The following is a 22,814-nucleotide window of genomic DNA, read 5'->3' as shown; positions in this document are numbered from 1 at the left end:
AACGCGTCTACGCCTGGGTGACGTCGGTGTACGGGCTGAGCGCGTACGGCGCCGGCAGCCTCGGGTGCGCACTGCCCCGACGATGGAGCTCCTCCTGCTGGGACGCGTGGTGCCGGGCGGGGTGCTTAACGCTCACCGCGAGCGAAACCATGGGCGCCGGGGTGGGGGGGGCTGGCACTGTGGGCGTCAGTGCGGGTGTGGCTGAGTGGCTAGGCACCGGCCTGCAAAGCCGTTTACACGGGTTCGAATCCCGTCATCCGCTCGCACTGTCGATCCGCATCGCCGTCGCCGGCAACGCGGCGACGCCACCGTGGGCGAACGCCGCCCAGCGCGACCGCATCCCGTGGGCGACGTCGTCGGGCACCGGGTGACGCCTGGCGCCGAGCATCGGCGCGTCCTCCCAGGCATCGGGTGCGCCGAACAGCAGGGGCAGCTCGATGCAGTGGCAGGCGCCGAGCGGCGCGTCCGGCGGCGCCCAGTCGACGCGGTAGGTGGCGGCCGTTCCGCCGTGCGACTCCCAAGTCGCCGCCAGGGTCGCGGCGGGTCGTCCGAAGATCCGCTCGGTCATCGCACGCCCGAGCCGGCGGGTGAGGAACCGCCCGGGGGCACCGGCGGCGGCGAGGCGGTGGGCCCGCCGGTCGAGCGCCACGAACGGCGCGGCGTCGTCGCGGGTGTGGCCCACCAAGATCTCGACGTCGCGTGCCCGCTCGGCGAGTCGGCTGCGCTCGTCGGCGGCGGCCGGCAGCGGGTCCGCGCCCGCGATCGGGGCGAACGGGAGTCCGCCGGGGGCGCCGAACCTGCGGGCGGCCGCCACGGCGGCGTCCTGGGCGTCGAGGAGTTGCGCCACGGTGGCCGACCCCGGTTCGGCGCCGCCCAGCGCCGCGGCGACCGCACGGCGCATGGCGGCCGTCATCGCCGAACGCCCGTGCCGGAGGCCCAGGGGTGCGCTCTGCAGGATCGCCCGGATGAACAGACCGGCGGTGTGCTCGCTGAGGATGAGCGACAGCACGGCGTCGCCGCCAGCCGACTGGCCGAACACGGTGACGCGCGCGGGGTCACCGCCGAAGGCGGCGATGTGCTGGTGGACCCAGCGAAGCGCGGCGATCTGATCCCGGAGGCCGAGATTCGCCTCGCCGTCGGGGTCGGGGTTCAGATACCCGAAGATGCCGAGCCGGTAGGTGACGCGGACGACCACCACCTGTCCCTCGAGCGCCAGCGCATCGGCGTCGTACTTGGCCGCCTCGCCGCTTCCCGACAGGTAGGCGCCGCCGTGGAACCACACCATCACGGGCAGCCGGGCGGCACCGGATGGCGCTGTCACGCTGAGGACCTGGCACGCCTCGCTGACGGCGAGCCCGTCGGTCACCGGACCGGCCACGAAGTCCAGCCGCGAACGACGTTGCGGACACGCCGGTCCCCGTGCGGTGGCATCGCGGGGCGCCGCGTGCGCACCGGTGGCCACCGGCGCGGCGAACCGGGCGGCGGTGGCGTAGCCGATGCCCCGCCCCCTCACCAGCCTGCCGTCGTCCTCGACGAGCAGCGGACCGGCTTCGGTCGGCAGGAGCCGGTGTGTCCCGCAAGCGCACATGCCGCGCTCAGCCGGCGAGCAGCGTCGCCGCCACCCGCAGGTCCGCGACGAAGCCGTCGAACGCCTTCTCCCGCTCCTCGGGTGGTCCGCGCAGGATGGACGACGGGTGGACGGTGGCGACGACGCGGGGATCGAACCCCGGATCGGCGTCGGGGAGCGCCAGCACCTGACCGCGCTGAGCGGTGATGCGGAAGTCGTTGCCGAGCAACGACTTCGCGGCGGTGGCGCCGAGCAGGACGACGATCTCCGGCCTGACGACGTCGAGCTCGGTGACGAGCCACGGCCGGCACGCCACCACCTCGGTCCGGCTCGGCGTCTTGTGCAGCCGCCGGCCGCCGCGCTCGGAACGGGTGAACTTGAAGTGCTTGACCGCGTTGGTGACGTACACCCGCTCGCGGTCGATCCCGGCGGCCACCAGGGCCTTGTCGAGCAGCTTGCCCGCCGGCCCGACGAACGGGGTGCCCGCCCGATCCTCCTGGTCGCCGGGCTGCTCACCGACCATCACCAGCCGCGCATCGGCCGAGCCGGCACCGAAGACGGCCTGCTCGGCGTCCCGGTACAGGTCGCAGCCCTGGCAGGCCTGCGCGGCGGTGGCGAGCTCGTCGAGGCGGTCGGTGACGGGGATGTAGGCCGCCGCGCCGGGTGCCGCCATGTCATCTGCCTCCGGAGGGGACTGCCTTGACTACCTGGGCGAAACTGAATTGCCACCGCTCGACGATGCGAAACCCCAGTTGCTGTGCGACGCCGTAGGCCGGTGCCTTCGCCAGGCGCGGCCCCGCCGGCAGCGACGCCCCGGCCGCGTGGTCCGGCTGGGTGAGGTCGCGTTCGGACACCAGCCACACCGTCGGGCACCCCGCGATCCTCCGGGTGACATTCCAGACGGGAATATGGCTGTCCCACAGCATGTTCCGCGCCCGCGCGGTGCGTCCCCGCGCCGGGTCGACGAGCGTGCGGTAGGTGTCGGGGCGGGCTGCGGTGAGCGGCCGGATCGGCCCGGGCAACCAGTCGGTGGTGTTGTCGAGCAGCAGGCAGTCACCCGGCGCGGCGCCGGCGTCGATCACGTCGGCGACGGCGCTGAAGTCCATCTCCTCCTTGGCGTAGGGACCCCGCTGCACGACGACGAAGTTGGGTGCCGCGGCCAGCGCGAGCGCCGCGATCAACGCCAGCACCGGTCCGCGGGCAGGGGCCACCGTCGCCAGGCACACACCGAGCAGCAGGGCCATGGCCGGCGCGGTGAACGTCAGGTACCGCGGGTAGTACACCGGATCGCCGACCACCGAGTACACGACCATGACGAGGGTCGGCGCCGCGGCCCAGGCGATCGCGAACACGGCCAGCCCCGCGGGGCGGTCACCGGGTGGCCGCGGCACGAGCCGCCAGCACAGGGCCGCGCCGACCAGCAGCGCACCGGCGGTCACGGCGAACGGCAGGCTGTTGTCGAAGTACTGCTCGACGGCCACCTCGCCGACGGTCTTTCCGCCCGGCGGCGTGATCCAGCCGACCTGGCGGATCTGGGTGCGCGCGAACAGCGCGAACGGCACCAGCGCGCCCGCGGCCGCGACCGTGGTCACCACCAGCCAGCAGCGGGCCCAGCGCCGGGCGCCGACCACCGCGGCGAGCACGGGAAAGGCGATCACCGTCAGCGCGACGAACATGTTCATCAGCACCGCCGACGCCAGCAGCAGCGGATAGAGCAGCCACAGCCACCACCGGTTGCGCCGTAACGCGGCAACGACGAACACCGTCAGCCAGACGGCGAGCAGCATGGCCATCGCGTACGGCCGCGCCTCGATCGCCGCCCAGGTCACCCGGGGCAGCAGCGCGAACACCACGCCGGCACACACCGCGACCGCCCGCGTGCTCAGCTGCCGGGCCAGCAGCACCACGCCCGCCGCGGCCCCGGCCACCGCCAGGCAGCTCGGCAGGCGTAACCAGAACTCGGTCGGCGGGAACACGTTGAGCCAGCCGTGCATGACCAGGTAGTAGAGGCCGTGGACTGCGTCGATGTTGCCGAGCAGTCTGGCGAGCTCGTCGAGCGGCCGCTGCGCCGCCGAGACCGTCGCCGCCTCGTCGAACCACAGCGACGGTCGCGACGCTCCCGCCGCACCCACCACGCCCGCGAGGACCGCAATCCACGCGGCGTCCCACCGGCCGGGTCGCCGGCGCTGCGGCGCCTTCGCCTCGACCGGCACCGCGTCGCGAGTGAGCACGGCGGCGTCGGGCACGGTTCAAATTAGCGTGTGCGCCGCAGGTCGGCGGTTCGCGGGCGGCGGCCCCGCCGACGCCAGGCCCCTGTCACCAACGTCACGTCAGCCGTCGCGCTCCCGTTTCCGCCGGTAGAGCCGGGGGCAGCCGTGGCCGGAGCGCCGCAGTGTCCTCAAACACTCCCGACGTCGACTGGCGAGAGGATAGGGTTCGGTGGCGAATGCGGCACATGCATCAGCTAATGGGATGGGAAGGTAGATGAGCGCTTATCAGACCGTGGTCGTCGGTACGGACGGTTCCGACTCGTCACTGCGTGCAGTCGAACGGGCGGCAGGCATCGTCGGATCCGACGCGAGGCTGATCGTCGCCACCGCCTACTTCCCGTCGAACGACGACCCGCGCGGGCAGGACCTGCTCAAGGACGAGGGGTACAAGCTCTCGGGCAACGCCCCGATCTACGCCATCCTGCGTGAGGCGCGCGAACGGGCGCACGCCGCCGGCGCCGCCAACATCGAGGAGAAGGCGATCGTCGGCGCCCCCGTCGACGCGCTCGTCGAGCTCGCCGAAGAGGTCAAGGCCGACCTGCTGGTGGTCGGCAACGTCGGTCTGTCGACCATCGCCGGCAGGCTCCTGGGCTCGGTGCCCGCGAACGTGTCCCGCAAGGCGAAGATCGACGTTCTGATCGTCCACACCACCTAGCCGGGGCGGGGCCGGTCACCAGCCCCGTTCCCGCCACTCAGCCAGGTGCGGCCGCTCGGCGCCGAGCACGGTGTCGTCGCCGTGGCCGGGATAGACCACGGTGGTGTCCGGGTAGACGTCGAACACCCGCTCGGTGACGTCTGCGAGCAGCTGCTCGAAGTCGCCGGGCTGCCAGGTCTTCCCGACGCCACCCGGAAACAGGCAGTCCCCGGTGAACAGGTGCACCGCGTCGCCCGCGGCCGCGCCGCCCAGCGCCAGGGCCACCGATCCCGGGGTGTGGCCGCGCAGGTGGATCACGTCGAATGTCAAGTCGCCGACCCGCAGGGTGTCGCCGCCTTCGAGCAACCGGTCCGGCGCCACCGGCAGGGGTTCGGCGTCGAGGGCGTGCGCCGCGGTGGGCACCCCGGTCGCTCCGGCGACCGCTTCGAGGGCCTGCCAGTGGTCGAAGTGCTGGTGGGACGTCACGAGCAGCGACAGCCGGGGCGCGTACCGGTCGATCAGCGACAGCAGCACGTCGGCGTCGTTGGCGGCGTCGATCAGCAAGGTCTCGCCGGTGCGGGAACAGGTGACCAGGTAGGCGTTGTTGTCCATCGGGCCCACCGAGACCTTCACGACGGACGCGCCGGGCAGCACCCGCCGCGCCGCGGTCCCGGGGTCCACGTGCCCGGTGTAGTGGTCGTCGACGGGGACGTTCGAGCCGGTCATGGCAGTCACGGTACTGGCATCGGAAAGACCTGTCGGTGGGGACACTTAGCATGGTGCGCAACTGCGTCTGCCGGGTCCCGTCGGGGTCCGTCGAGGAGGAAACGGGTGGCCGACCGGCTGATCGTCAAGGGTGCGCGCGAACACAACCTGCGCGGCATCGACCTCGACCTACCCCGGGACGCGCTCATCGTGTTCACCGGACTGTCCGGTTCCGGCAAGTCGTCGCTGGCGTTCGACACCATCTTCGCCGAGGGGCAGCGGCGCTACGTGGAGTCACTGTCGGCCTATGCGCGCCAGTTCCTCGGCCAGATGGACAAGCCGGACGTCGACTTCATCGAAGGCCTGTCGCCCGCGGTGTCCATCGACCAGAAGTCCACCAACCGCAATCCGCGCTCGACCGTCGGCACCATCACCGAGGTCTACGACTACCTGCGCCTGCTCTACGCGCGCGCCGGCTCGCCGCACTGCCCGGTCTGCGGGGAGCGCATCGCCCGGCAGACGCCGCAGCAGATCGTCGACCAGGTGCTCGCGATGGACGAGGGGCTGCGGTTCCAGGTGCTGGCGCCGGTGGTCCGCACCCGCAAAGGCGAGTTCGTCGACCTCTTCGAACGGCTGAACACGCAGGGCTACAGCCGCGTGCGCGTCGACGGCGTCGTGTATCCGCTGACCGACCCGCCCAAGCTGAAGAAGCAGGAGAAGCACGACATCGAGGTGGTGGTCGACCGCCTCACGGTCAAGGCCTCGTCCAAGCAGCGGCTCACGGACTCGGTGGAGACCGCGCTCGGTCTCGCCGACGGGATCCTGGTACTCGAGTTCGTCGACCGTGACGACGACCACCCGCACCGCGAGCAGCGGTTCTCCGAGAAACTCGCGTGCCCGAACGGCCACCCGCTGGCCGTCGACGACCTGGAACCGCGGTCGTTCTCGTTCAACTCGCCGTACGGCGCCTGCCCGGAGTGCAGCGGCCTGGGCATTCGTAAGGAGGTCGACCCCGACCTCGTCATCCCCGACCCGGAGCTGACGCTCGCCGAGGGCGCGGTGGCGCCGTGGTCCATGGGGCAGACGGCCGAATACTTCACCCGCATGCTGGCGGGGCTGGGCGACCAGCTCGGCTTCGACGTGAACACACCGTGGCGCAAGCTGCCCGCCAAGGCCCGCAAAGCCATCCTCGAGGGGTGCGACGAGCAGGTCCACGTCCGGTACCGCAACCGGTATGGCCGCACCCGCTCCTACTACGCCGACTTCGAAGGCGTCATGGCGTTCCTGCACCGCAAGCTGGAGCAGACCGAGTCCGAGCAGATGAAGGAACGCTACGACGGCTTCATGCGCGACGTGCCGTGCCCGGTCTGCGACGGCACCCGGCTCAAGCCCGAGATCCTGGCGGTCACCCTGGCCGCGGGCGAGCGGGGCCAGAAGTCCATCGCCGAGGTCTGCGACCTGTCCATCGCCGAGTGCTCGGAGTTCCTCGGTGCGCTGACGCTGGGGCAGCGGGAGCAGGCCATCGCCGGACAGGTGCTCAAAGAGGTGCAGTCGCGGCTGGGCTTCCTGCTCGACGTCGGGCTGGAGTACCTGTCGCTGTCCCGGGCCGCGGGCACGCTGTCCGGCGGCGAGGCGCAGCGCATCCGGCTCGCCACCCAGATCGGCTCGGGCCTGGTCGGCGTGCTCTACGTGCTGGACGAGCCGTCGATCGGGCTGCATCAGCGGGACAACCGCAGGCTCATCGACACCCTCACCCGGCTGCGGGATCTCGGGAACACGCTGATCGTCGTCGAGCACGACCAGGACACCATCGCCCACTCCGACTGGGTCGTCGACATCGGGCCCGCGGCCGGTGAGCACGGTGGCCGCGTGGTGCACAGCGGGCCCTATCCGGAGCTGTTGCGCAACGCAGACTCCATCACCGGGGCCTACCTGTCGGGCCGCGAACGCATCGAGGTGCCGGCGATCCGGCGGCCGATCGACCCGAAGCGGCAGCTCACCGTGGTCGGCGCGCGCGAGCACAACCTGCGCGGCATCGACGTGGCGTTCCCGCTCGGGGTGCTGACGTCGGTCACCGGAGTATCCGGCTCCGGCAAGTCGACGCTGGTCAACGACCTACTCGCGGCGGTGCTCGCCAACAAGCTCAACGGCGCCCGGCAGGTCCCGGGCCGCCACACCCGCGTCAACGGTCTCGACCAGCTCGACAAGCTGGTGCGGGTGGACCAATCGCCGATCGGACGCACCCCGCGGTCGAACCCGGCGACCTACACCGGCGTCTTCGACAAGATCCGCACGCTCTACGCGGCCACCACGGAGGCGAAGGTCCGCGGCTACCAGCCGGGCCGGTTCTCGTTCAACATCAAAGGCGGCCGCTGCGAGGCCTGCTCCGGCGACGGCACCATCAAGATCGAGATGAATTTCCTGCCCGACGTGTACGTGCCGTGCGAGGTGTGCCAGGGCGCCCGGTACAACCGCGAGACGTTGGAGGTGCACTACAAGGGCAAGACCATCGCCGAGGTGCTCGACATGTCCATCGAGGAGGCCGCCGACTTCTTCGAGCCCATCAGCTCGATCCACCGCTACCTCAGGACGCTGGTGGACGTCGGGCTGGGTTACGTACGGCTCGGGCAGCCGGCGCCGACGCTGTCGGGCGGCGAGGCGCAGCGCGTCAAGCTGGCTGCCGAGCTGCAGAAGCGGTCCACCGGCCGGACCATCTACATCCTCGACGAACCGACCACCGGGCTGCACTTCGAGGACATCCGCAAGCTGCTCAAGGTCATCAACGGGCTGGTCGACAAAGGCAACACCGTCATCGTCATCGAGCACAACCTCGACGTCATCAAGACCTCGGACTGGATCGTCGACATGGGGCCCGAGGGCGGGTCCGGCGGCGGCACCGTCGTGGCGCAGGGCACGCCGGAGGACGTGGCCGCCGAACCGGCCAGCTACACCGGGCGTTTCCTCGCCGAGCTGCTCGACGTCACGCCCGCGCGCGTGCCACGTCGCGGCGCCCGGCGGCGCGTCAGCGCGTAGCGCCCCGCTTCGACAGCGGCGACGGGAAGCGGGGGTTCACCCGGGTCCCGGCCAACCACGCGGTCAGCTCGTCGGCGTGCCGGTGCAGCGTTTGCTGTCCGTCGGCGCCGATGTCGTCGAGCAGCTGTAGCTGCACGCGCCCGTCGGCGTCCTGGCACCACCCGCCGGCCACGGCGCCGTTCCACCACGCGGTCGGGCCGGCGTTGCCGTTGCCGTCGAAGACGTGCGGGCGGTGCGGGCCGAGGTACCAGTCGCGGTTCGCCCAGCCCATGGTGGTCACGTCGAGTGCGGGCAACAGCGCGCCCCACGGCTCGGGCTCGGGTTCGTCGTCGAGGTCGTCGGGCAGTGCGACCCCCGGCGTGCCGTGCAGATCGACTTCGACCGCGCCGACCGTCGCAAGCGCCCGCCGCGCGGCCGTGACCGTGGTGCCGAACCACCACGTGACGTCGGCCGGTGTGGCCGGGCCGAACGCCCGCAGCCAGCCGGCCACCAGTGCGGCCAGCGCGTCGTCGGCGGACCCCGTCGCGGGCACCCGGCCGAGCCACTGTGCGGTTTCGGCCCACCGCGGGCGCGACGTCGTCCACCGTCCGTCGTTCGGGCCCCTGACCAGACGCCCCTGCGCGGCGGCGACCGTCAGCACCCGCGGCGCGACCGGCGTCGCGCCGCCGTAGGACTTGCCGGGCGCCGGGTCGTAGTGGCCGGCCAGCTCGGGCACGGCGGCGCGAATGTCCGCTGCGGGGCTCGGACCGGCCACGGCAACATAGCGAACCGCGGCGTCGACCGCCGACCGCAGCCATGTGTCGCCGTCGTCCGTCACCCCCGCCTTCTCGATGTCGGCGGCCAGCTTGCGCCATTCGCGCTCGGCGACCCGTGCGCCGGGACCGGCGAGCACGTCCGCCAGCGCGCCGGTCGGGACGACCCACAGCGTGCGGCGCATCGCCAGCTGCTTGACGACGGATCTGCGGTGATAGAGCGCGTCGTCGAGGTCGGCACACGTGAAACCCGGGATCCGCGCCCACAGCGTGAGGTACGGCGTGGCGGGATCGGTCGCGTGCAGGCCGAGGAGTGCCGACGTCACGGCATCGGTCGTCGCGCCGAGCGGACGCGTCAGGAAGTGGCGGACGCCCAGCCGCGCCCGCCGCTGCGCGACGGTGAACGACCGCACCGGTTCAGCACTCGTCGTCGTCGCGCATGGCGGCGCGGATCTGCGCCAGGCGTTCGGCGGCGGCGCGCTGCCGCGCCTCGTACTGCTCGCCGACCGCGCGGCCCTCCGGGGTGTCTTCGGCCAGCTCGGTGGCGCCGAGCGACGTTCCGTAGCGGGTCTCGATCTTCTCGCGCACCGCGTCGAAGGTCGGCACGCCGCCCGTGGTGTAGCCGGGGTCCGGAACCACCTCGGCGTCGATCACCGGTTCGGGCTCGGCGTCGTCCGGCATGACGTCACCGTACCGCCGTCGCGGCCGGCCGCGGGGTCAACCGCCGCGCGGCGCGGTGACCGCGATCCGCACGATGTGCGGTCCGGGCGACGCGGTGAGCCGGTCGGTGAGCCAGGGCAACGCCGCGGCCCACGCGGACGCCGCGAACGGCCAGTCGTGGTGCCCGGGTCGGGTGTGCACGTCGCAGTCGACGCCGCGGGCGCGGGCGGCGCCGCAGAGCACCGTCGCGGCGTCGAGCTGATCACCGGTCACCCGCGGGTCGCCGCGGTGCCCGCGCACGTCGCCGTTGACGTCGAACCACCCCGCCAACCCGTGGTAGGGACCGTGGCGGGCCATCACCGTGAGCGGGTCGAACGCCGACCACGCGGCCCGGTCGCCGCCGAACAGCCGCGCGACCGTCTGGTCGACCGTCCCGGAGTTCGGCGCAACGTCACCGGCGATGTCGACGAAGGCACTGAACACCTCCGGGTGCATGACGGCGAGGTCCACCGCGCAGGTGCCGCCCATCGACCACCCGGCGACGCCCCACCGCGCCGGGTGGCCCGCCGGCGAGAACCGGGCCGCGGCGGTCGGCACGACCTCGGCGACCAGGTGGTCGGCCGCCCGGCCCCGCGGGCCGTTGACGCACTCGGTGTCGTTGGCGAACGCGCCACCGGGGTCGGCGAAGACCAGGATCGGCGCGACGCCACGGTGCCGCGCCGCGTAGGCGTCGGCCGTGGTCACCGCGTTGCCGGTGCGGATCCAGTCCGCGGGGGTGTTGAACTCGCCGCCGATCATCAGCACGAGCGGAAGCGCGGGCGGCGGGCTGGAGCGGAACCACGCCGGCGGCAGGTACACCAACTCCTCGCGGTGGTGGAAGCCGGACACCGCCTCGCCGGTCACCAACGGCACCACCTTGCCCGTCGCCGGCATCGCGTGGTGGGCGACCAACACGGACACCGCCGTTCCGTCGGCTTCGTCCGGCAGCGGCCCGGACGTCAGCTGATTCCACGCGGTGCCGACGGTCGGCAGGTACCCGGTCCAGGTGTTGACCGCGAGCACCGCGCACAGCGCACACGCCGGCACCGCCGCGAGCTTGGCGACCCGCCGCCACCACCGCACCCCGCGCCACCGCGCGAGCACCAGCACCGCCGCCGCGGCGGTCGCCGCGAGCCACCACCACAGCTGCAGCGGCGCCGGCTCACCGGCCGAGCCGCTCAGCCGCAGACCGATCGCCGCGCCGGCCACGACCACGGCCGCGGCCAGCACCGCGCACAGCAGCCGGCGTCGCCGCGGCCGCCGGTCGACCGCGACCACCAGCGTCAGCGCCGCCGCCAGCTGGATGACGATCGGCAACCAGCCGGTCAGCAGCGACAGCTGCGCAGGAAAGCCCGCGATCACAGCCGATATGATGACCCCCGAAGCTGACGAAACCCTGTGAAACTACCGGGGCTTCGCCAGCGGGAAGGGCAGGGTCTCGCGGATGCTGCGCCCGGTGATGAGCATGACGACGCGGTCGACGCCCATGCCCAGCCCGCCGGTCGGCGGCATCGCGTATTCCATGGCCTGCAGGAAGTCCTCGTCGAGCTCCATCGCCTCCGGGTCGCCACCGGCCGCCAGCAAGGACTGCTCCTGCAGCCGGCGGCGCTGCTCCACCGGATCGGTGAGTTCGCTGTAGGCGGTGCCCAATTCGACGCCCCAGGCGACGAGGTCCCACCGCTCGGCGACGCCCGGCTTGCTGCGGTGCGGCCGGGTGAGCGGCGAGACGGACGTCGGGAAGTCGGTGTAGAAGGTCGGGGCCTCGGTGCGGTCCTCGACGAGGTGCTCGTACATCTCCAGCACGACGGCGCCCTCGTCCCACTGCGACTGGTAGGGGATGTGCGCGCCGTCGCAGAGCCGTCGCAGCGTCGCGAGATCGGTGCCGGCGTCGATGTGCTCGCCGAGCGCCTCGGACACCGCGTCGTGCACGGTCTTGACGGCCCATTCGCCGGAGATGTCGACCGGCTCCAGCGCGCCGGCCGGGTCGTCGGAGCGGGGCCGCAGGAACACGTGCGCGCCGTTCGCGGCCTGCGCCGCGTTCTGGATGAGCTCGCGGCAGCCGTCGATCCACGTCCGGTAGTCGGCGTGCGCCTGGTAGGCCTCGAGCAGGGTGAACTCCGGGTTGTGGCTGAAGTCGACGCCCTCGTTGCGGAACGCCCGGCCCAGCTCGAAGACCCGCTCGACGCCGCCGACGCAGAGCCGTTTGAGGTAGAGCTCCGGCGCGATCCGCAGGTACAGGTCGAGGTCGTAGGCGTTGATGTGCGTCAGGAACGGCCGCGCGTTCGCGCCGCCGTGGATCTGCTGCAGGATCGGCGTCTCGACCTCGATGAAGTCCTTGGCGAACAGGGTCTCCCGGATCGCGTGCAGCACGCCGCTGCGGGCCCGGATCAACTCGCGGGCCTCGGTGTTGATCGCCAGGTCGACGTAGCGCGCCCGCACCCGGGCCTCCTGGTCGGTCAGCCCCTTCCACTTGTCCGGCAGCGGCCGCAGGCATTTGCCGATGAGCCGCCACCGCGTCACCAGCAGCGACCGGGTGCCGTTCTTGCTGTACCCCATGGTGCCGGTGGCCTCGATGAGGTCGCCGAGGTCAACGGCGGTGTTGAAGTCGGCCGCCGTGCCCTCGAGCCGGGAATCGTCGAGCAGCAGTTGCACGTCGGCCGACCAGTCGCGCAGCTGGGCGAACACCACACCGCCGTAGTCGCGTTCGCGGAGCACGCGGCCGGCCACCGTGACAGTGGCCGTCTCGTCGGTGAGGGCCAGCGCCTGGGCGACCGTATGGCTCGGCGGGCGGCCGACCGGATAGGCGTCGACGCCGCGGTCCTGCAGCGCCTTGAGCTTGTCCATCCGCACGCGGACCTGTTCGGGCAGCCGGGTCCTGGGCTCCGACGGATCGGGGTCGGCGACGAGGGTGCTGACGTCGGGTGCGCTGCCGTCCTGGTGCAGCAGGCCCGTCGCCTTGACGGTCTGCGGCACGGCCGAGTGCTGACCGGTGTGCGGCGCCGGGCGGCGGCTGAAGGGCAGCACCAGGAAGCCTTCGGCGATCACCGAGGCCACGCCGACGCGAGGAATCTGGCGGGTGTCGGCGTAGCAGGCGAACCGCGGCACCCACTCCGGCTGGTACTTCATGTTGGAGCGGTACAGCGTTTCGAGCTGCCACCAGCGGGAGAAGAACACCAGCAGACCCCGCCACAGCCGCGCGACCGGACCGGCGCCCAGCCGCGCGCCCTCCTCGAACGCGGACCGGAACATCGCGAAGTTCAGCGAGATCCGGGTGATGCCGAACCGCTCGCCCTGCAGGCAGAGCTCGGTGACCATCAACTCGATGGTGCCGTTGGGGGACTGCGGCGACCGCCGCATCAGGTCCAGCGAGACGCCGTTCGTGCCCCACGGCACCAAGGACAGCATCGCGACGACGTCGCCGCCGTCGGCCGCCTCGCCACGGACTGCTTCGACGAGCAGGCAGTCCCCGTCGGCCGGGTCGCCGAGCCGGCCCAGCGCCATCGAGAAACCGCGCTCGGTCCCGGTGTCGCGCCAGCCGTCGGCGCGCCGGATCACCTCGGCCATCTCGTCGGCGGCGATGTCGCGGTGACGCCGGATCCGCACCGTCAGCCCGGCGCGGCGGGCGCGGGTGACCGCCTGCCGGACCGCGCGCATCTCGGGGCCCGACAGCTTGAAGCTGTCCGGGTGCAGGATCGCCTCGTCGCCCAGCTCGAGCGCGTTGAGGCCCGCCTCGCGGTAGACCTCGGCGCCTTCCTTGCTGGCGCCCATCACCCCGGGCGCCCAGCCGTACGCCTCGCAGAGGTTGAGCCAGGCCTCCACGGCCTGACCCCACGCGCGGGGGTCGCCGACGGGATCACCGCTGGCCAGGCAGACGCCGACCTCGACCCGGTAGGTGACGGCGGCGCGGCCGTTCGGCGAGAACACCACCGACTTGTCCCGGCGGGTGGCGAAGTAGCCCAGCGAGTCGTTCTTGCCCCACAGTTCCAGCAGCCCGCGGATCGCCGACTCGTCCTCGCCGGTCAGGGCGTTGTCGGCGCGCTGGGACAGGAACAGCACGATCGTGGCGACGATCAGCGCGACGGCGCCGAACAATCCGAACAGCATGTCGAGCACGATCGGCGGGCGGCCCACGAAGTTCTCGGCGTCGATGGCGCCGAACCCGCTCACCCGGTTGACGGCCCACCCGAGCCGGTACTCGGGTGCCAGCGTGTCGGGGAACAGCTCCAGCAGTCCCCAGGCGAGCAGGATGCCGATCGCCATGCCGATCACCAGCACGCCGGCCGCCCGCCACAGCGCCCCTCGCCGCACCCTGGCCCAGAACTGCCGGCGCGCCAGCAGCAGCACCGCGATCGCCAGCACGTGGACGACGAGCCCGATGAGCTCGCCGATCTCGGCGGTGACGGACTCGTCGCCGGTGAGCAGGTCGCCGACATTCCAGCCGACGGCCGCCACGAAGTAGAGCAGCAGGATCCACCACGCGATGCGTTTGCGGGCGGCCAGGGCACCGGCGAGCAGGCCCAACACGAACGCCCACGCGAAGCTGGTGGCGGGGAAGTTGAAGATGTAGGCGTCGACGAACTCGCGCGGCACCCGGATGAGCCAGCGCACCGCGGGGGAGATGCTCGCCAGCAGCGACAGCGTGGCGATGATCCCGATGAACCAGCCCGCCGCCGCCGGCACCCAGTGGTAGCGCGACGCGTTGCGCGCCGCCAGCGGCGGTCGTTCGGTGACAGACGTCATAGGCCGCGACAGTATTCGCCGGGTGGCCCGAATGGGCGGCAACGCGACGGCGCGGCCGGCCCCGGCGTCACCACACCGGGCCGGTGTACTTTTCGCCCGGACCCTTGCCCGGCTCGTCGGGTAGCGCGCTCAACTCGCGGAACGCCAACTGCAGTTGCTTCAGCCCGTCCCGCACCGGACCTGCGTGCGGTCCGAGATACTCGACGGAGGCCGTGACCAACCCAGCCAGCGCCGTGATGAGCCGCCGCGCCTCGTCGAGGTCGCGGTGCGGGCTGTCGGCGGGGTCGTCCGACGCCAGGCCGAGCTTTTCCGCCGCCGCGCTCATCAACATGACGGCCGAGCGACTGATGACCTCCACGGCGGGGATGTCGGCGAGCTCGCGAGCCGCCGGCTCGACCGGCGTCGGTTCGGTGGGGTCGGTCATGGCTGCTAGACTTCCATGCGCGACCGTCTCGGCTACCGCCAGGGACAGCAAGTGGAGCCCCGCTCCCACCGCCGACCTCATCGGTCACGCGGTTCCGGTCACGGGTACCTGGTGCCCGTTCCGCGCCAGCGCGCGGGTGACGTTTCGCCACGACCGGTCGGCAACGGGCCCTGCAACTGCAGGGCTTTTTTGCTGGCATCGGGATCTCCGCCTCGCTGCGCCCGGCGCGAAGAGCCGCGGTGGCCGCACCCACGGACACCAACCAGGGGAGGCCCCATCAGCACTGAGACCCGTGTCAACGAGCGCATCCGAGTACCCGAAGTCCGGTTGATCGGACCGGGCGGCGAGCAGGTCGGGATCGTGCGCATCGAGGACGCTCTGCGCGTGGCCGCCGATGCCGATCTCGACCTCGTCGAGGTGGCGCCGGACGCCAAGCCGCCGGTCTGCAAGATCATGGACTACGGCAAGTTCAAGTACGAGACGGCGCAGAAAGCGCGCGAGTCCCGCAAGAACCAGCAGCAGACCGTGGTCAAGGAACAGAAGCTGCGTCCCAAGATCGACCCGCACGACTACGAGACCAAGAAGGGTCACGTCGTCCGTTTCCTGGAAGCCGGGTCCAAGGTCAAGGTCACCATCATGTTCCGCGGCCGCGAGCAGTCCCGGCCGGAACTCGGCTACCGACTCCTGCAGCGCCTGGGCGCCGACGTCGCCGAATACGGCTTCATCGAGACGTCCGCCAAGCAGGACGGCCGCAACATGACCATGGTGCTGGCGCCGCACCGCGGCGCGAAGACCCGCGCCAAGGCCGCGCAGGACGCCGGCGACACCTCCGGGCCCGCCCCGGACCACGACTGACCACCACCACGAAGGACTGAGGACAGATGCCCAAGGCCAAGACCCACAGCGGCGCCTCGAAGCGCTTCCGGCGCACCGGGACCGGCAAGATCGTCCGGCAGAAGGCCAACCGCCGCCACCTGCTGGAGCACAAGCCCACCAAGCGCACCCGTCGGCTCGACGGCCGCACGACGGTGTCGGCCAACGACACCAAGCGCATCAACGCGATGCTCAACGGCTGACACGCCGCCGTTTTCCGCTACGACCACGCTTACCGAACGAGAGTAGGAACAACCCATGGCACGGGTGAAACGGGCGGTCAACGCCCAGAAGAAGCGGCGCACCGTCCTGAAGGCCTCGAAGGGCTATCGCGGCCAGCGGTCGCGGCTGTATCGCAAGGCCAAAGAGCAGCAGCTGCATTCGCTGAATTACGCCTACCGCGACCGGCGCGCCCGCAAGGGTGACTTCCGCAAGCTGTGGATCGCGCGGATCAACGCCGCGGCCCGCGCGAACGGCATCACCTACAACCGGCTGATCCAGGGCCTCAAGGCCGCCGAGGTGGACGTCGACCGCAAGAACCTCGCGGAGATCGCCGTCAGCGATCCCGACGCCTTCGCCGCGCTGGTCGAGGTGGCCCGCGCCGCCCTGCCCGCCGATGTGAACGCCCCCTCCGACGAGGCAGCCTGAGCCTCCCGGCGCATACCCGCTGAGCAGTGCTGACCGAGCGGTCCGGGCGGGTGGTGGCCGCGGCGAAGCTGCACCGCCACTCCGCCCGGCGCAAGGCCGGCCGGTTCCTGGCCGAAGGTCCCAACCTGGTGGCCGCGGCGCTGCGGCGCGGTGTGGCCGACGAGGTGTTCGTCACCGAGGAGGCGGCGGCGCGCTTCGCACCGCTGCTCGCTGACGTCCCGGTGACACCGGTGACCGCCAAGGCCGCAACGGCGCTGTCGGACACCGTCACCCCGGTGGGGCTGGTGGCGGTGTGCCGCGCCCCGGCCGTCACCCTGCCGGACGTGCTGGCGGGCTCGCCCCGGCTGTTCGCGGTGGCCGTCGGCATCGCCGAACCCGGGAACGCCGGAACGCTCATCCGCATCGCCGATGCGATGGGGGCCGACGGCGTCGTGTTCGCCGGCGACTCGGTCGACCCGTACAACGGCAAGTGCCTGCGCGCGTCGGCCGGCAGCATCTTCGGCGTTCCCGTGGTCGAGGTGCCCGACGCCGACGCCGCGCTCGCCGCGCTGGTGGCGGCGGGCCTGCAGACCTGCGCGACGACCGTCGACGGCGACACCGCGCTCGACGACGCGGACGACCTGCTGCGTGCCCCGACCGCATGGGTGTTCGGCCCGGAGGCGCACGGCCTGCCGCCCGCGATCGCGGCGGCGGCCACCCATCGCATCCGGATCCCGATGGCCGGGGCCGCCGAGAGCCTCAACGTGGCCGCGGCCGCGGCGATCTGCCTCTACCAGTCGGCTCGTGCGCACCGCCGCCGGTAGTCAGGCGGCCGGCGATCCCCGGCGCACACCGGCCAGCGACAGCGTGCCGTGCATCAGTGAGCCCGCCCGCGCCGCCAGCGAGCGGCGCCGCGGCACGTAGTGCACCGGTAGCGTGCGGCGGTCCCGCGGCGGCCCGAAGAACGCCGGCGCCTCGACCAGCGGGGCGTCGCCGCGTTGCCGGCCCGCCGCGCGCCGGTACGCCGACAGCGCCCGCGGATGCAGCCGGATCTCGTCGGGTACGGCCAGGAACGCCAGCTCGACCGCCTTGCCGAACAGGCGCAGCAGCACCTCGTCGCCGGGCGTCCAGCGCAGTCCCGCCTTCTCGCGGACCGCGGGGTCGAACAGTCCGGCCGCGATCCAGCGCTGACCGGCCAGCATCGGTTTGAACAGCTGGTCCCACACCGGGGTCGGCACAGCGACGAACCACGGCTTCGGGATGCGCATCGTGAGGATGTCACGGGCGGCGGGGTTCAGCTCCAGCTCGTCGCGACAGACCCGGTCCCAGTACTCGCAGAACTCCTCCCAGCTCCGCGGGACCGGGCGCATGCTCATGCCGTACATGCGGTACCACTGCACGTGCTCGTCGAAGAGCTGCCGCTTCTCGGCTTCGGTGAGCCCGCCGCAGAAGTATTCGGCCGTCTTGACCACCAGCATGAAGAACGTCGCGTGCGCCCAGTAGAACGTCTCGGGGTTCAGGGCGTGGTAGCGACGGCCCGATGCGTCGACGCCCTTGATCGACGCGTGGTAGCCGCGGACCTGCTCGCCGGTCGCGCCGGCCCGGACGCCGTCGTAGACCACGCCCATGATCGGGTACACCGATCGCGCCACCCGCTGCAGCGGCTCCCGCATGACGATGGAGTGCTGCTCGACCGCGGCGCCCAGCTCCGGGTACATGTTCTGCAGCGTGCCGATCCAGATGCCCATCATGCCGGTGCGCAGGTCGCCGAAGTACTTCCAGGTCAACGAGTCAGGACCCAGTGGGGTGGGGGAATCCGTGGTCATCGCGAACCTCCTAGGACGACCGGACACCACCACGATAAGTGTGACAACAGCTGTTGTCCATCACCTGGCCACGATGGCGTGGGCAACCGTCGCCAGCCGGTGCGCGGCCGCTCTACCTGCGCATATACCGCACCCCAGCGACGTCGGCGTTGCCGGGCGCTCCGCCGTGCCCGTAGGCTGGCGCCGTGGCGGCCGAGCGGATAACCGATGATCCTGCCGAGGCCGCACCGCCGCCGGACGGCGACCGCGCCTGGTTCCGCGACCCCAACCACCACCCCGGGGTGATCAACGCGATCCGCCGGGCGCGCCAGGCGCTGCCCGGCGACCCCAACTTCGGTGACCCGCTGTCCGTCGCCGGGTTCGGCGGCCCGGAAGCCGCGGCACGCGCCGCCGGCCGGCTGTTGGGCGAGCGGCGGGCCGCGTCGCGCGAGCTCAGCCTGGCCGGCCTGCAGGTGTGGCAGGCGCTCGCCGAGAAGGTCACCCGCAAGCCGGTCAACGACGAGGTGACACTGGTGTTCACTGATCTGGTCGGCTTCTCCACCTGGGCGCTGCAAGCCGGCGACGACGCCACGCTGCGGCTGTTGCGCCAGGTCGCGCAGGTGGTGGAGCCGCCGATGCTCGACGCCGGCGGCCGGGTCGTCAAGCGGCTGGGCGACGGCATCATGGCGGTCTTCGACGACCCCGTGACCGCCGTACGGGCGGTGCGCACCGGTCGTGCGGCCCTGCGGGAGATCGAGGTCGACGGCTACACCCCGCGCATGCGGGTCGGCATCCACACCGGCCGTCCGCAGAAGATCGGCTCCGACTGGCTGGGCGTCGACGTCAACATCGCGGCGCGGCTGATGCAGTCCGCCGGCAAGGGACACATGGTGGTGTCGGGCGCCACGCTCGAGCGGATCGCCGACGACCTCGACGAGCTCGGCGTCACCGCGCGCCGGCTCCGCCGCCCGCTCTTCGCGCCGCGGCTGCCCGGTGTCCCCGCCGACATCGAGCTGTACCGACTCGAGAGCCGCCGCGACGGCCGCGCGTCGTCGTCCTGACCCGCACGGCGCCGCGCACGTGGCGCAGGTCTCATCGGCCGATCTCCTATGATCGCCGGGTGGCTGAGCCGCCCATCGACGTCTCCGAAGCAGCGCTGACCGAGGCGGTCAGCGCCGCCCGCCGCGCGTTCGCCCAGGCCGCCGATCTCGACGCGCTGGCCCGCGCGAAGTCCGAGCACCTCGGCGACCGTGCGCCGCTGGCGCTGGCGCGGCAGTCGCTGGGCGCGCTCGACAAGAGCATGCGCGCCGACGCCGGCCGACGGGTGAACGCCGCCCGCGGCGAGGTGCAGCGCAGCTACGACGAACGCCTGGCCGTCCTGCGCGCGGAGCGCGACGCCGCGGTGCTGGTGGCCGAGCGGATCGACGTCACGCTGCCCTCCACGCGGCAGCCCGTCGGCGCCCGCCACCCGATCACCATCCTCGCCGAGCACGTCGCGGACACCTTCGTCGCGATGGGCTGGGAGCTGGCCGAAGGGCCCGAGGTCGAGAACGAGCACTTCAACTTCGACGCGCTGAACTTTCCCCCGGACCATCCGGCCCGCAGTGAACAGGACACCTTCCACATCGCGCCGGAGGGCTCGCGGCAAGTGCTGCGCACCCACACCTCGCCCGTGCAGATCCGGGCGCTGCTGAACCGCGAGCTGCCGGTCTACATCGTCTCGATCGGTCGCACGTTCCGCACCGACGAACTGGACGCCACCCACACGCCGGTGTTCCACCAGGTCGAGGGGCTGGCGGTCGACCGCGGCCTGACGATGGCGAACCTGCGCGGCACGCTCGACGCCTTCGCCCGCGCCGAGTTCGGTCCCGAGGGCCGCACCCGCATGCGGCCGCACTTCTTCCCGTTCACCGAACCGTCGGCCGAGGTCGACGTCTGGTTCGCGAACAAGAAGGGCGGTCCCGGCTGGGTCGAGTGGGGCGGCTGCGGCATGGTGAACCCGAACGTGTTGCGCGCGTGCGGGATCGACCCCGAGGAGTACTCCGGGTTCGCGTTCGGCATGGGACTGGAGCGCACCCTGCAGTTCCGCAACGGGATCCCCGACATGCGTGACATGGTCGAGGGCGACGTCCGCTTCTCCCTGCCGTTCGGGGTCGGCGCCTGATGCGGATCGCCTACAGCTGGCTGCGCGACGTGGTGTCGGCCGGCGCACCGGGCTGGGACGCGTCACCGGCCGACGTCGAAGCGGCGTTCATCCGCATCGGGCACGAGGTGGAGGACGTCATCGCCCTCGGGCCGGTGACCGGACCGCTCACCATCGGACGGGTCGCCGAGATCGAGGAGCTCACCGAGTTCAAGAAACCGATCCGCGCCTGCCGGGTCGACGTCGGCGAACCGCAGCCGCGCGACATCGTGTGCGGGGCCCGCAATTTCGCGGTCGGCGACCTGGTGGTCGTCGCGCTGCCGGGCACCGTCCTGCCCGGTGACTTCGCGATCGCGACCCGCAAGACCTACGGCCGCACCTCCGACGGCATGATCTGCTCGGCCGCCGAACTCGGCCTCGGCGCCGACCATTCCGGCATCCTGGTGCTGCCGCCCGGCACCGCCGCACCGGGCGACGACGCGGCGGCGGTGCTCGGGCTCGACGACGTGGTGTTCGACCTCGCCGTCACCCCCGACCGCGGCTACTGCCTGTCGGTGCGCGGCCTGGCCCGTGAGATCGCCTGCGCCTTCGACCTCGACTACGTCGATCCGGCACGCGTCCCGCCGCTACCCGCCCAGGGTGAGGCGTGGCCGCTGCGCATCGACCCGGCGACCGGGGTTCTGCGGTTCGGGCTGCGGCCGGTGACGGGCATCGACCCCGCCGCGGTGTCCCCGTGGTGGTTGCAGCGGCGGCTGCTGCTCTCGGGCATCCGCGCGATCTCGCCGGCCGTCGACGTCACCAACTACGTCATGCTCGAGCTCGGCCACCCCATGCACGCCCACGACCGCAACCGCATCACCGGCGGCCTGACCGTGCGCTTCGCCGCCGACGGCGAGAAGGTGGTCACCCTCGACGACGTGGAGCGCACGCTCAACTCCGGTGACGTGCTCATCGTCGACGACGTCACCACCGCCGCCATCGGCGGCGTGATGGGCGCCGGCTCGACCGAGGTCCGCGACGACTCCACCGACGTGCTGCTGGAGGCCGCGGTGTGGGATCCGGCCGCGGTGTCACGCACCCAGCGCCGGCTGCGCCTGGCCAGCGAGGCGGGCCGACGCTACGAGCGCTCGGTGGACCCGGCGATCTCGGTCGCGGCGCTCGACCGCTGCGCGGCGCTCCTCGTCGAGATCGCCGGCGGCACCGCCGAGCCGACGCTCACCGATTGGCGGGGCGAGCCGCCGCGCGACGACTTCTCGCCGCCGCCGCTGACCATCGACGCCGACGCCCCCGACCGCACGGCCGGTGTGCGGTACGCCCCGGGCACCACCCGGCGCCGGCTCGAGCAGATCGGCGCCGGCGTGACCGGCGACGGCACGTTGACGGTGATCCCGCCGACCTGGCGCCCGGATCTGCGGCAGCGTGCCGACCTGGTCGAGGAGGTGCTGCGCCTGGAGGGGCTGGACGTCATCCCCTCGGTGCTGCCGGCCGCGCCCCCCGGCCGCGGGCTCAGCCCGCTGCAGAAGCGGCGCCGTGCCGTCGGCACGTCGCTCGCGCTGAGCGGGTTCGTCGAGGTGCTGCCGACGCCGTTCCTGCCCGCCGGCGTCTTCGACCAGTGGGGATTGCCCGCCGACGATCCCCGGCGCGTCACCGCCAGCGTGCTGAACCCGCTGGAGGCCCACCGGCCGCAGCTGGCCACCACGCTGCTGCCCGGTCTGTTGGAAGCGTTGGCGCGCAACGTGTCCCGCGGCGCGGTCGACGTCGCGCTGTTCGCGATCGAGAGCGTGGTCATCCCGACCCCACAGACGCGGGGCATCGACCCACTGCCGATCGACCGCCGGCCGACGGCCGCGGAGCTGGCGTTGCTCGACGCGTCGCTGCCCGCGCAGCCGCAGTACGTGGCGGCCGTGCTGACGGGCCTGCGGGAGCGACGCGGCCCGTGGGGTCCCGGCCGACCCGTCGAGGCCGCCGACGCCTTCGAAGCGGTGCGCATCGTCGCCCGCGCCTGCCGTGTCGAGGTGACGCTGCGGTCCGCGCAGCGGTTGCCGTGGCATCCCGGCCGCTGCGCCGAGGTTGTCGTCGTCGGGTCCGCCGAAGACACCGTCGTCGGGTATGCCGGCCAGCTGCACCCGGCGGTGATCGAGCGGACCGGGCTGCCGAAGGGCACTTGCGCGGTGGAGCTCGACCTCGACGCCATCCCGGTCCTCGAGGTGCTGCCGGCGCCGCGGGTGTCGCCGTTCCCGGCCGTCTTCCAGGACGTGGCGCTGGTGGTCGACGCCGACGTTCCCGCCCAGACCGTCATCGACGCCGTCCGCGAGGGCGCGGGGGAGCTGCTCGAGGACGTGTCGCTGTTCGACGTCTACACCGGCCCGCAGGTCGGCGAGGGCCGCAAGTCGCTCGCGCTGGCGTTGCGCTTCCGGGCGCCGGACCGCACGCTCACCGAGGACGAGGCCAGCGAGGCCCGCACGGCCGCGGTGGCGGCTGCCGGGCGCGTCGGCGCCAGCCTGCGCACCTGAGTAATGAATTTGCATGCCTGTGCATAACC

19 protein-coding genes and 1 tRNA gene are annotated in these 22,814 nt (G+C 72.3%); 10 read left to right on the top strand and 10 right to left on the bottom strand.

Annotated elements, in window-relative coordinates:
- Window positions 1-191: 191 nt before the first annotated feature.
- Window positions 192-262: transfer RNA gene (locus LV457_RS14350), tRNA-Cys, on the top strand.
- On the opposite strand, the gene LV457_RS14345 is transcribed toward LV457_RS14350, so the two are convergent.
- Genes LV457_RS14345 through LV457_RS14335 form a run of 3 tightly spaced genes read right to left on the bottom strand, consistent with a single transcriptional unit; the run spans window position 254 to window position 3,813 of the window.
- Window positions 254-1,588 carry a carboxylesterase family protein gene (locus LV457_RS14345; RefSeq protein ID WP_232171883.1) on the bottom strand — a complete coding sequence of 445 codons (1,335 nt, stop codon included), beginning with the start codon at window positions 1,586-1,588 and terminating at the stop codon, window positions 254-256. The genes LV457_RS14350 and LV457_RS14345 overlap by 9 nt on opposite strands.
- 7 nt (window positions 1,589-1,595) lie before the next feature.
- The gene (locus tag LV457_RS14340) at window positions 1,596-2,240 is read right to left on the bottom strand and encodes a UdgX family uracil-DNA binding protein (protein ID WP_232171882.1); all 645 of its coding nucleotides are present in this window, start codon (window positions 2,238-2,240) and stop codon (window positions 1,596-1,598) included.
- A 1-nt stretch (window position 2,241) separates the two neighbouring features.
- Window positions 2,242-3,813, bottom strand: coding sequence for a glycosyltransferase family 39 protein (locus tag LV457_RS14335; RefSeq protein WP_232171881.1), 1,572 nt, complete (start codon window positions 3,811-3,813; stop codon window positions 2,242-2,244).
- Window positions 3,814-4,051: 238 nt separating this feature from the next.
- On the opposite strand from LV457_RS14335, the gene LV457_RS14330 reads away from it, so the two are divergent.
- Entirely contained in the window at window positions 4,052-4,492 is a 441-nt protein-coding gene (locus tag LV457_RS14330; RefSeq protein WP_232171880.1) for a universal stress protein, read from the top strand.
- A 15-nt stretch (window positions 4,493-4,507) separates the two neighbouring features.
- Here the strand turns inward: LV457_RS14330 and LV457_RS14325 are convergent, their stop codons facing one another.
- On the bottom strand, window positions 4,508-5,197 hold the full coding sequence (locus LV457_RS14325) for an MBL fold metallo-hydrolase (RefSeq protein ID WP_232171879.1): 690 nt from the start codon (window positions 5,195-5,197) through the stop codon (window positions 4,508-4,510).
- A 105-nt stretch (window positions 5,198-5,302) separates the two neighbouring features.
- Here LV457_RS14325 and uvrA point away from each other — a divergent pair, with 105 nt between their 5' ends.
- Window positions 5,303-8,209, top strand: a complete 2,907-nt coding sequence (uvrA, locus tag LV457_RS14320; RefSeq protein ID WP_232171878.1) for an excinuclease ABC subunit UvrA — start codon at window positions 5,303-5,305, stop codon at window positions 8,207-8,209.
- Here the strand turns inward: uvrA and LV457_RS14315 are convergent.
- The 5 genes from LV457_RS14315 to LV457_RS14295 all read right to left on the bottom strand — a co-directional run bounded on the left by LV457_RS14315 (window position 8,199) and on the right by LV457_RS14295 (window position 14,824).
- Window positions 8,199-9,374 (bottom strand): winged helix DNA-binding domain-containing protein, encoded by a 1,176-nt coding sequence (locus tag LV457_RS14315; protein WP_232171877.1) that lies wholly within the window; start codon window positions 9,372-9,374, stop codon window positions 8,199-8,201. The two genes, uvrA and LV457_RS14315, sit on opposite strands and share 11 nt — an antisense overlap.
- Before the next feature lie 4 nt (window positions 9,375-9,378).
- Complete coding sequence (locus LV457_RS14310; RefSeq protein WP_232171876.1) at window positions 9,379-9,642, bottom strand: hypothetical protein; 264 nt, start codon at window positions 9,640-9,642, stop codon at window positions 9,379-9,381.
- Between the two features lie 36 nt (window positions 9,643-9,678).
- A complete protein-coding gene (locus tag LV457_RS14305; protein ID WP_232171875.1) occupies window positions 9,679-11,022 on the bottom strand; it encodes an alpha/beta hydrolase family protein in 1,344 nt (447 codons plus the stop codon).
- A 42-nt stretch (window positions 11,023-11,064) separates the two neighbouring features.
- Window positions 11,065-14,400, bottom strand: a complete 3,336-nt coding sequence (gene lysX, locus LV457_RS14300) for a bifunctional lysylphosphatidylglycerol synthetase/lysine--tRNA ligase LysX (RefSeq protein ID WP_232171874.1) — start codon at window positions 14,398-14,400, stop codon at window positions 11,065-11,067.
- A 67-nt stretch (window positions 14,401-14,467) separates the two neighbouring features.
- A complete protein-coding gene (locus LV457_RS14295) occupies window positions 14,468-14,824 on the bottom strand; it encodes a DUF1844 domain-containing protein (RefSeq protein ID WP_232171873.1) in 357 nt (118 codons plus the stop codon).
- A gap of 276 nt (window positions 14,825-15,100) precedes the next feature.
- On the opposite strand from LV457_RS14295, the gene infC reads away from it, so the two are divergent.
- The 4 genes from infC to LV457_RS14275 are packed head-to-tail and all read left to right on the top strand — an operon-like array spanning window position 15,101 to window position 17,148.
- A complete protein-coding gene (gene infC, locus LV457_RS14290) occupies window positions 15,101-15,679 on the top strand; it encodes a translation initiation factor IF-3 (RefSeq protein ID WP_232172114.1) in 579 nt (192 codons plus the stop codon).
- A gap of 26 nt (window positions 15,680-15,705) precedes the next feature.
- Entirely contained in the window at window positions 15,706-15,900 is a 195-nt protein-coding gene (rpmI, locus tag LV457_RS14285; RefSeq protein WP_232171872.1) for a 50S ribosomal protein L35, read from the top strand.
- 55 nt (window positions 15,901-15,955) lie between these two features.
- Window positions 15,956-16,345, top strand: coding sequence for a 50S ribosomal protein L20 (gene rplT, locus LV457_RS14280; protein WP_232171871.1), 390 nt, complete (start codon window positions 15,956-15,958; stop codon window positions 16,343-16,345).
- 26 nt (window positions 16,346-16,371) lie between these two features.
- Window positions 16,372-17,148, top strand: coding sequence for an RNA methyltransferase (locus LV457_RS14275; RefSeq protein WP_232171870.1), 777 nt, complete (start codon window positions 16,372-16,374; stop codon window positions 17,146-17,148).
- On the opposite strand, the gene LV457_RS14270 is transcribed toward LV457_RS14275, so the two are convergent.
- Window positions 17,149-18,150: an oxygenase MpaB family protein gene (locus tag LV457_RS14270; RefSeq protein WP_232171869.1), complete on the bottom strand. Its 1,002-nt coding sequence runs from the start codon at window positions 18,148-18,150 to the stop codon at window positions 17,149-17,151.
- Between the two features lie 185 nt (window positions 18,151-18,335).
- On the opposite strand from LV457_RS14270, the gene LV457_RS14265 reads away from it, so the two are divergent.
- From LV457_RS14265 to pheT, 3 genes are read left to right on the top strand one after another with little or no spacing between them, the layout of a single operon-like run.
- The gene (locus LV457_RS14265) at window positions 18,336-19,190 is read left to right on the top strand and encodes an adenylate/guanylate cyclase domain-containing protein (protein WP_374198854.1); all 855 of its coding nucleotides are present in this window, start codon (window positions 18,336-18,338) and stop codon (window positions 19,188-19,190) included.
- Window positions 19,191-19,249: 59 nt separating this feature from the next.
- Window positions 19,250-20,293 (top strand): phenylalanine--tRNA ligase subunit alpha, encoded by a 1,044-nt coding sequence (pheS, locus tag LV457_RS14260; RefSeq protein WP_232171868.1) that lies wholly within the window; start codon window positions 19,250-19,252, stop codon window positions 20,291-20,293.
- Entirely contained in the window at window positions 20,293-22,785 is a 2,493-nt protein-coding gene (gene pheT / locus LV457_RS14255) for a phenylalanine--tRNA ligase subunit beta (RefSeq protein ID WP_232171867.1), read from the top strand. Before pheS ends, pheT begins: the two co-directional genes overlap by 1 nt.
- Window positions 22,786-22,814: the final 29 nt, after the last annotated feature.

It is taken from the genome of Mycobacterium sp. MYCO198283 (assembly GCF_021213805.1).
Taxonomy (GTDB): Bacteria; Actinomycetota; Actinomycetes; order Mycobacteriales; family Mycobacteriaceae; genus Mycobacterium.
The sequence above is the reverse complement of the archived record's forward strand: the minus strand, read 5'-3'. Positions and strand labels throughout refer to the sequence as shown.

Bases quoted from the DNA above. Each gene is read 5' to 3' on its own strand.
- LV457_RS14345 (WP_232171883.1), bottom strand. From the start codon at position 1,588: ATGTGCGCTTGCGGGACACACCGGCTCCTGCCGACCGAAGCCGGTCCG.
- LV457_RS14340 (WP_232171882.1), bottom strand. From the start codon at position 2,240: ATGGCGGCACCCGGCGCGGCGGCCTACATCCCCGTCACCGACCGCCTC.
- LV457_RS14330 (WP_232171880.1), top strand. From the start codon at position 4,052: ATGAGCGCTTATCAGACCGTGGTCGTCGGTACGGACGGTTCCGACTCG.
- LV457_RS14325 (WP_232171879.1), bottom strand. From the start codon at position 5,197: ATGACCGGCTCGAACGTCCCCGTCGACGACCACTACACCGGGCACGTG.
- LV457_RS14310 (WP_232171876.1), bottom strand. From the start codon at position 9,642: ATGCCGGACGACGCCGAGCCCGAACCGGTGATCGACGCCGAGGTGGTT.
- lysX (WP_232171874.1), bottom strand. From the start codon at position 14,400: ATGACGTCTGTCACCGAACGACCGCCGCTGGCGGCGCGCAACGCGTCG.
- LV457_RS14295 (WP_232171873.1), bottom strand. From the start codon at position 14,824: ATGACCGACCCCACCGAACCGACGCCGGTCGAGCCGGCGGCTCGCGAG.
- rpmI (WP_232171872.1), top strand. From the start codon at position 15,706: ATGCCCAAGGCCAAGACCCACAGCGGCGCCTCGAAGCGCTTCCGGCGC.
- rplT (WP_232171871.1), top strand. From the start codon at position 15,956: ATGGCACGGGTGAAACGGGCGGTCAACGCCCAGAAGAAGCGGCGCACC.
- LV457_RS14270 (WP_232171869.1), bottom strand. From the start codon at position 18,150: ATGACCACGGATTCCCCCACCCCACTGGGTCCTGACTCGTTGACCTGG.
- pheT (WP_232171867.1), top strand. From the start codon at position 20,293: ATGCGGATCGCCTACAGCTGGCTGCGCGACGTGGTGTCGGCCGGCGCA.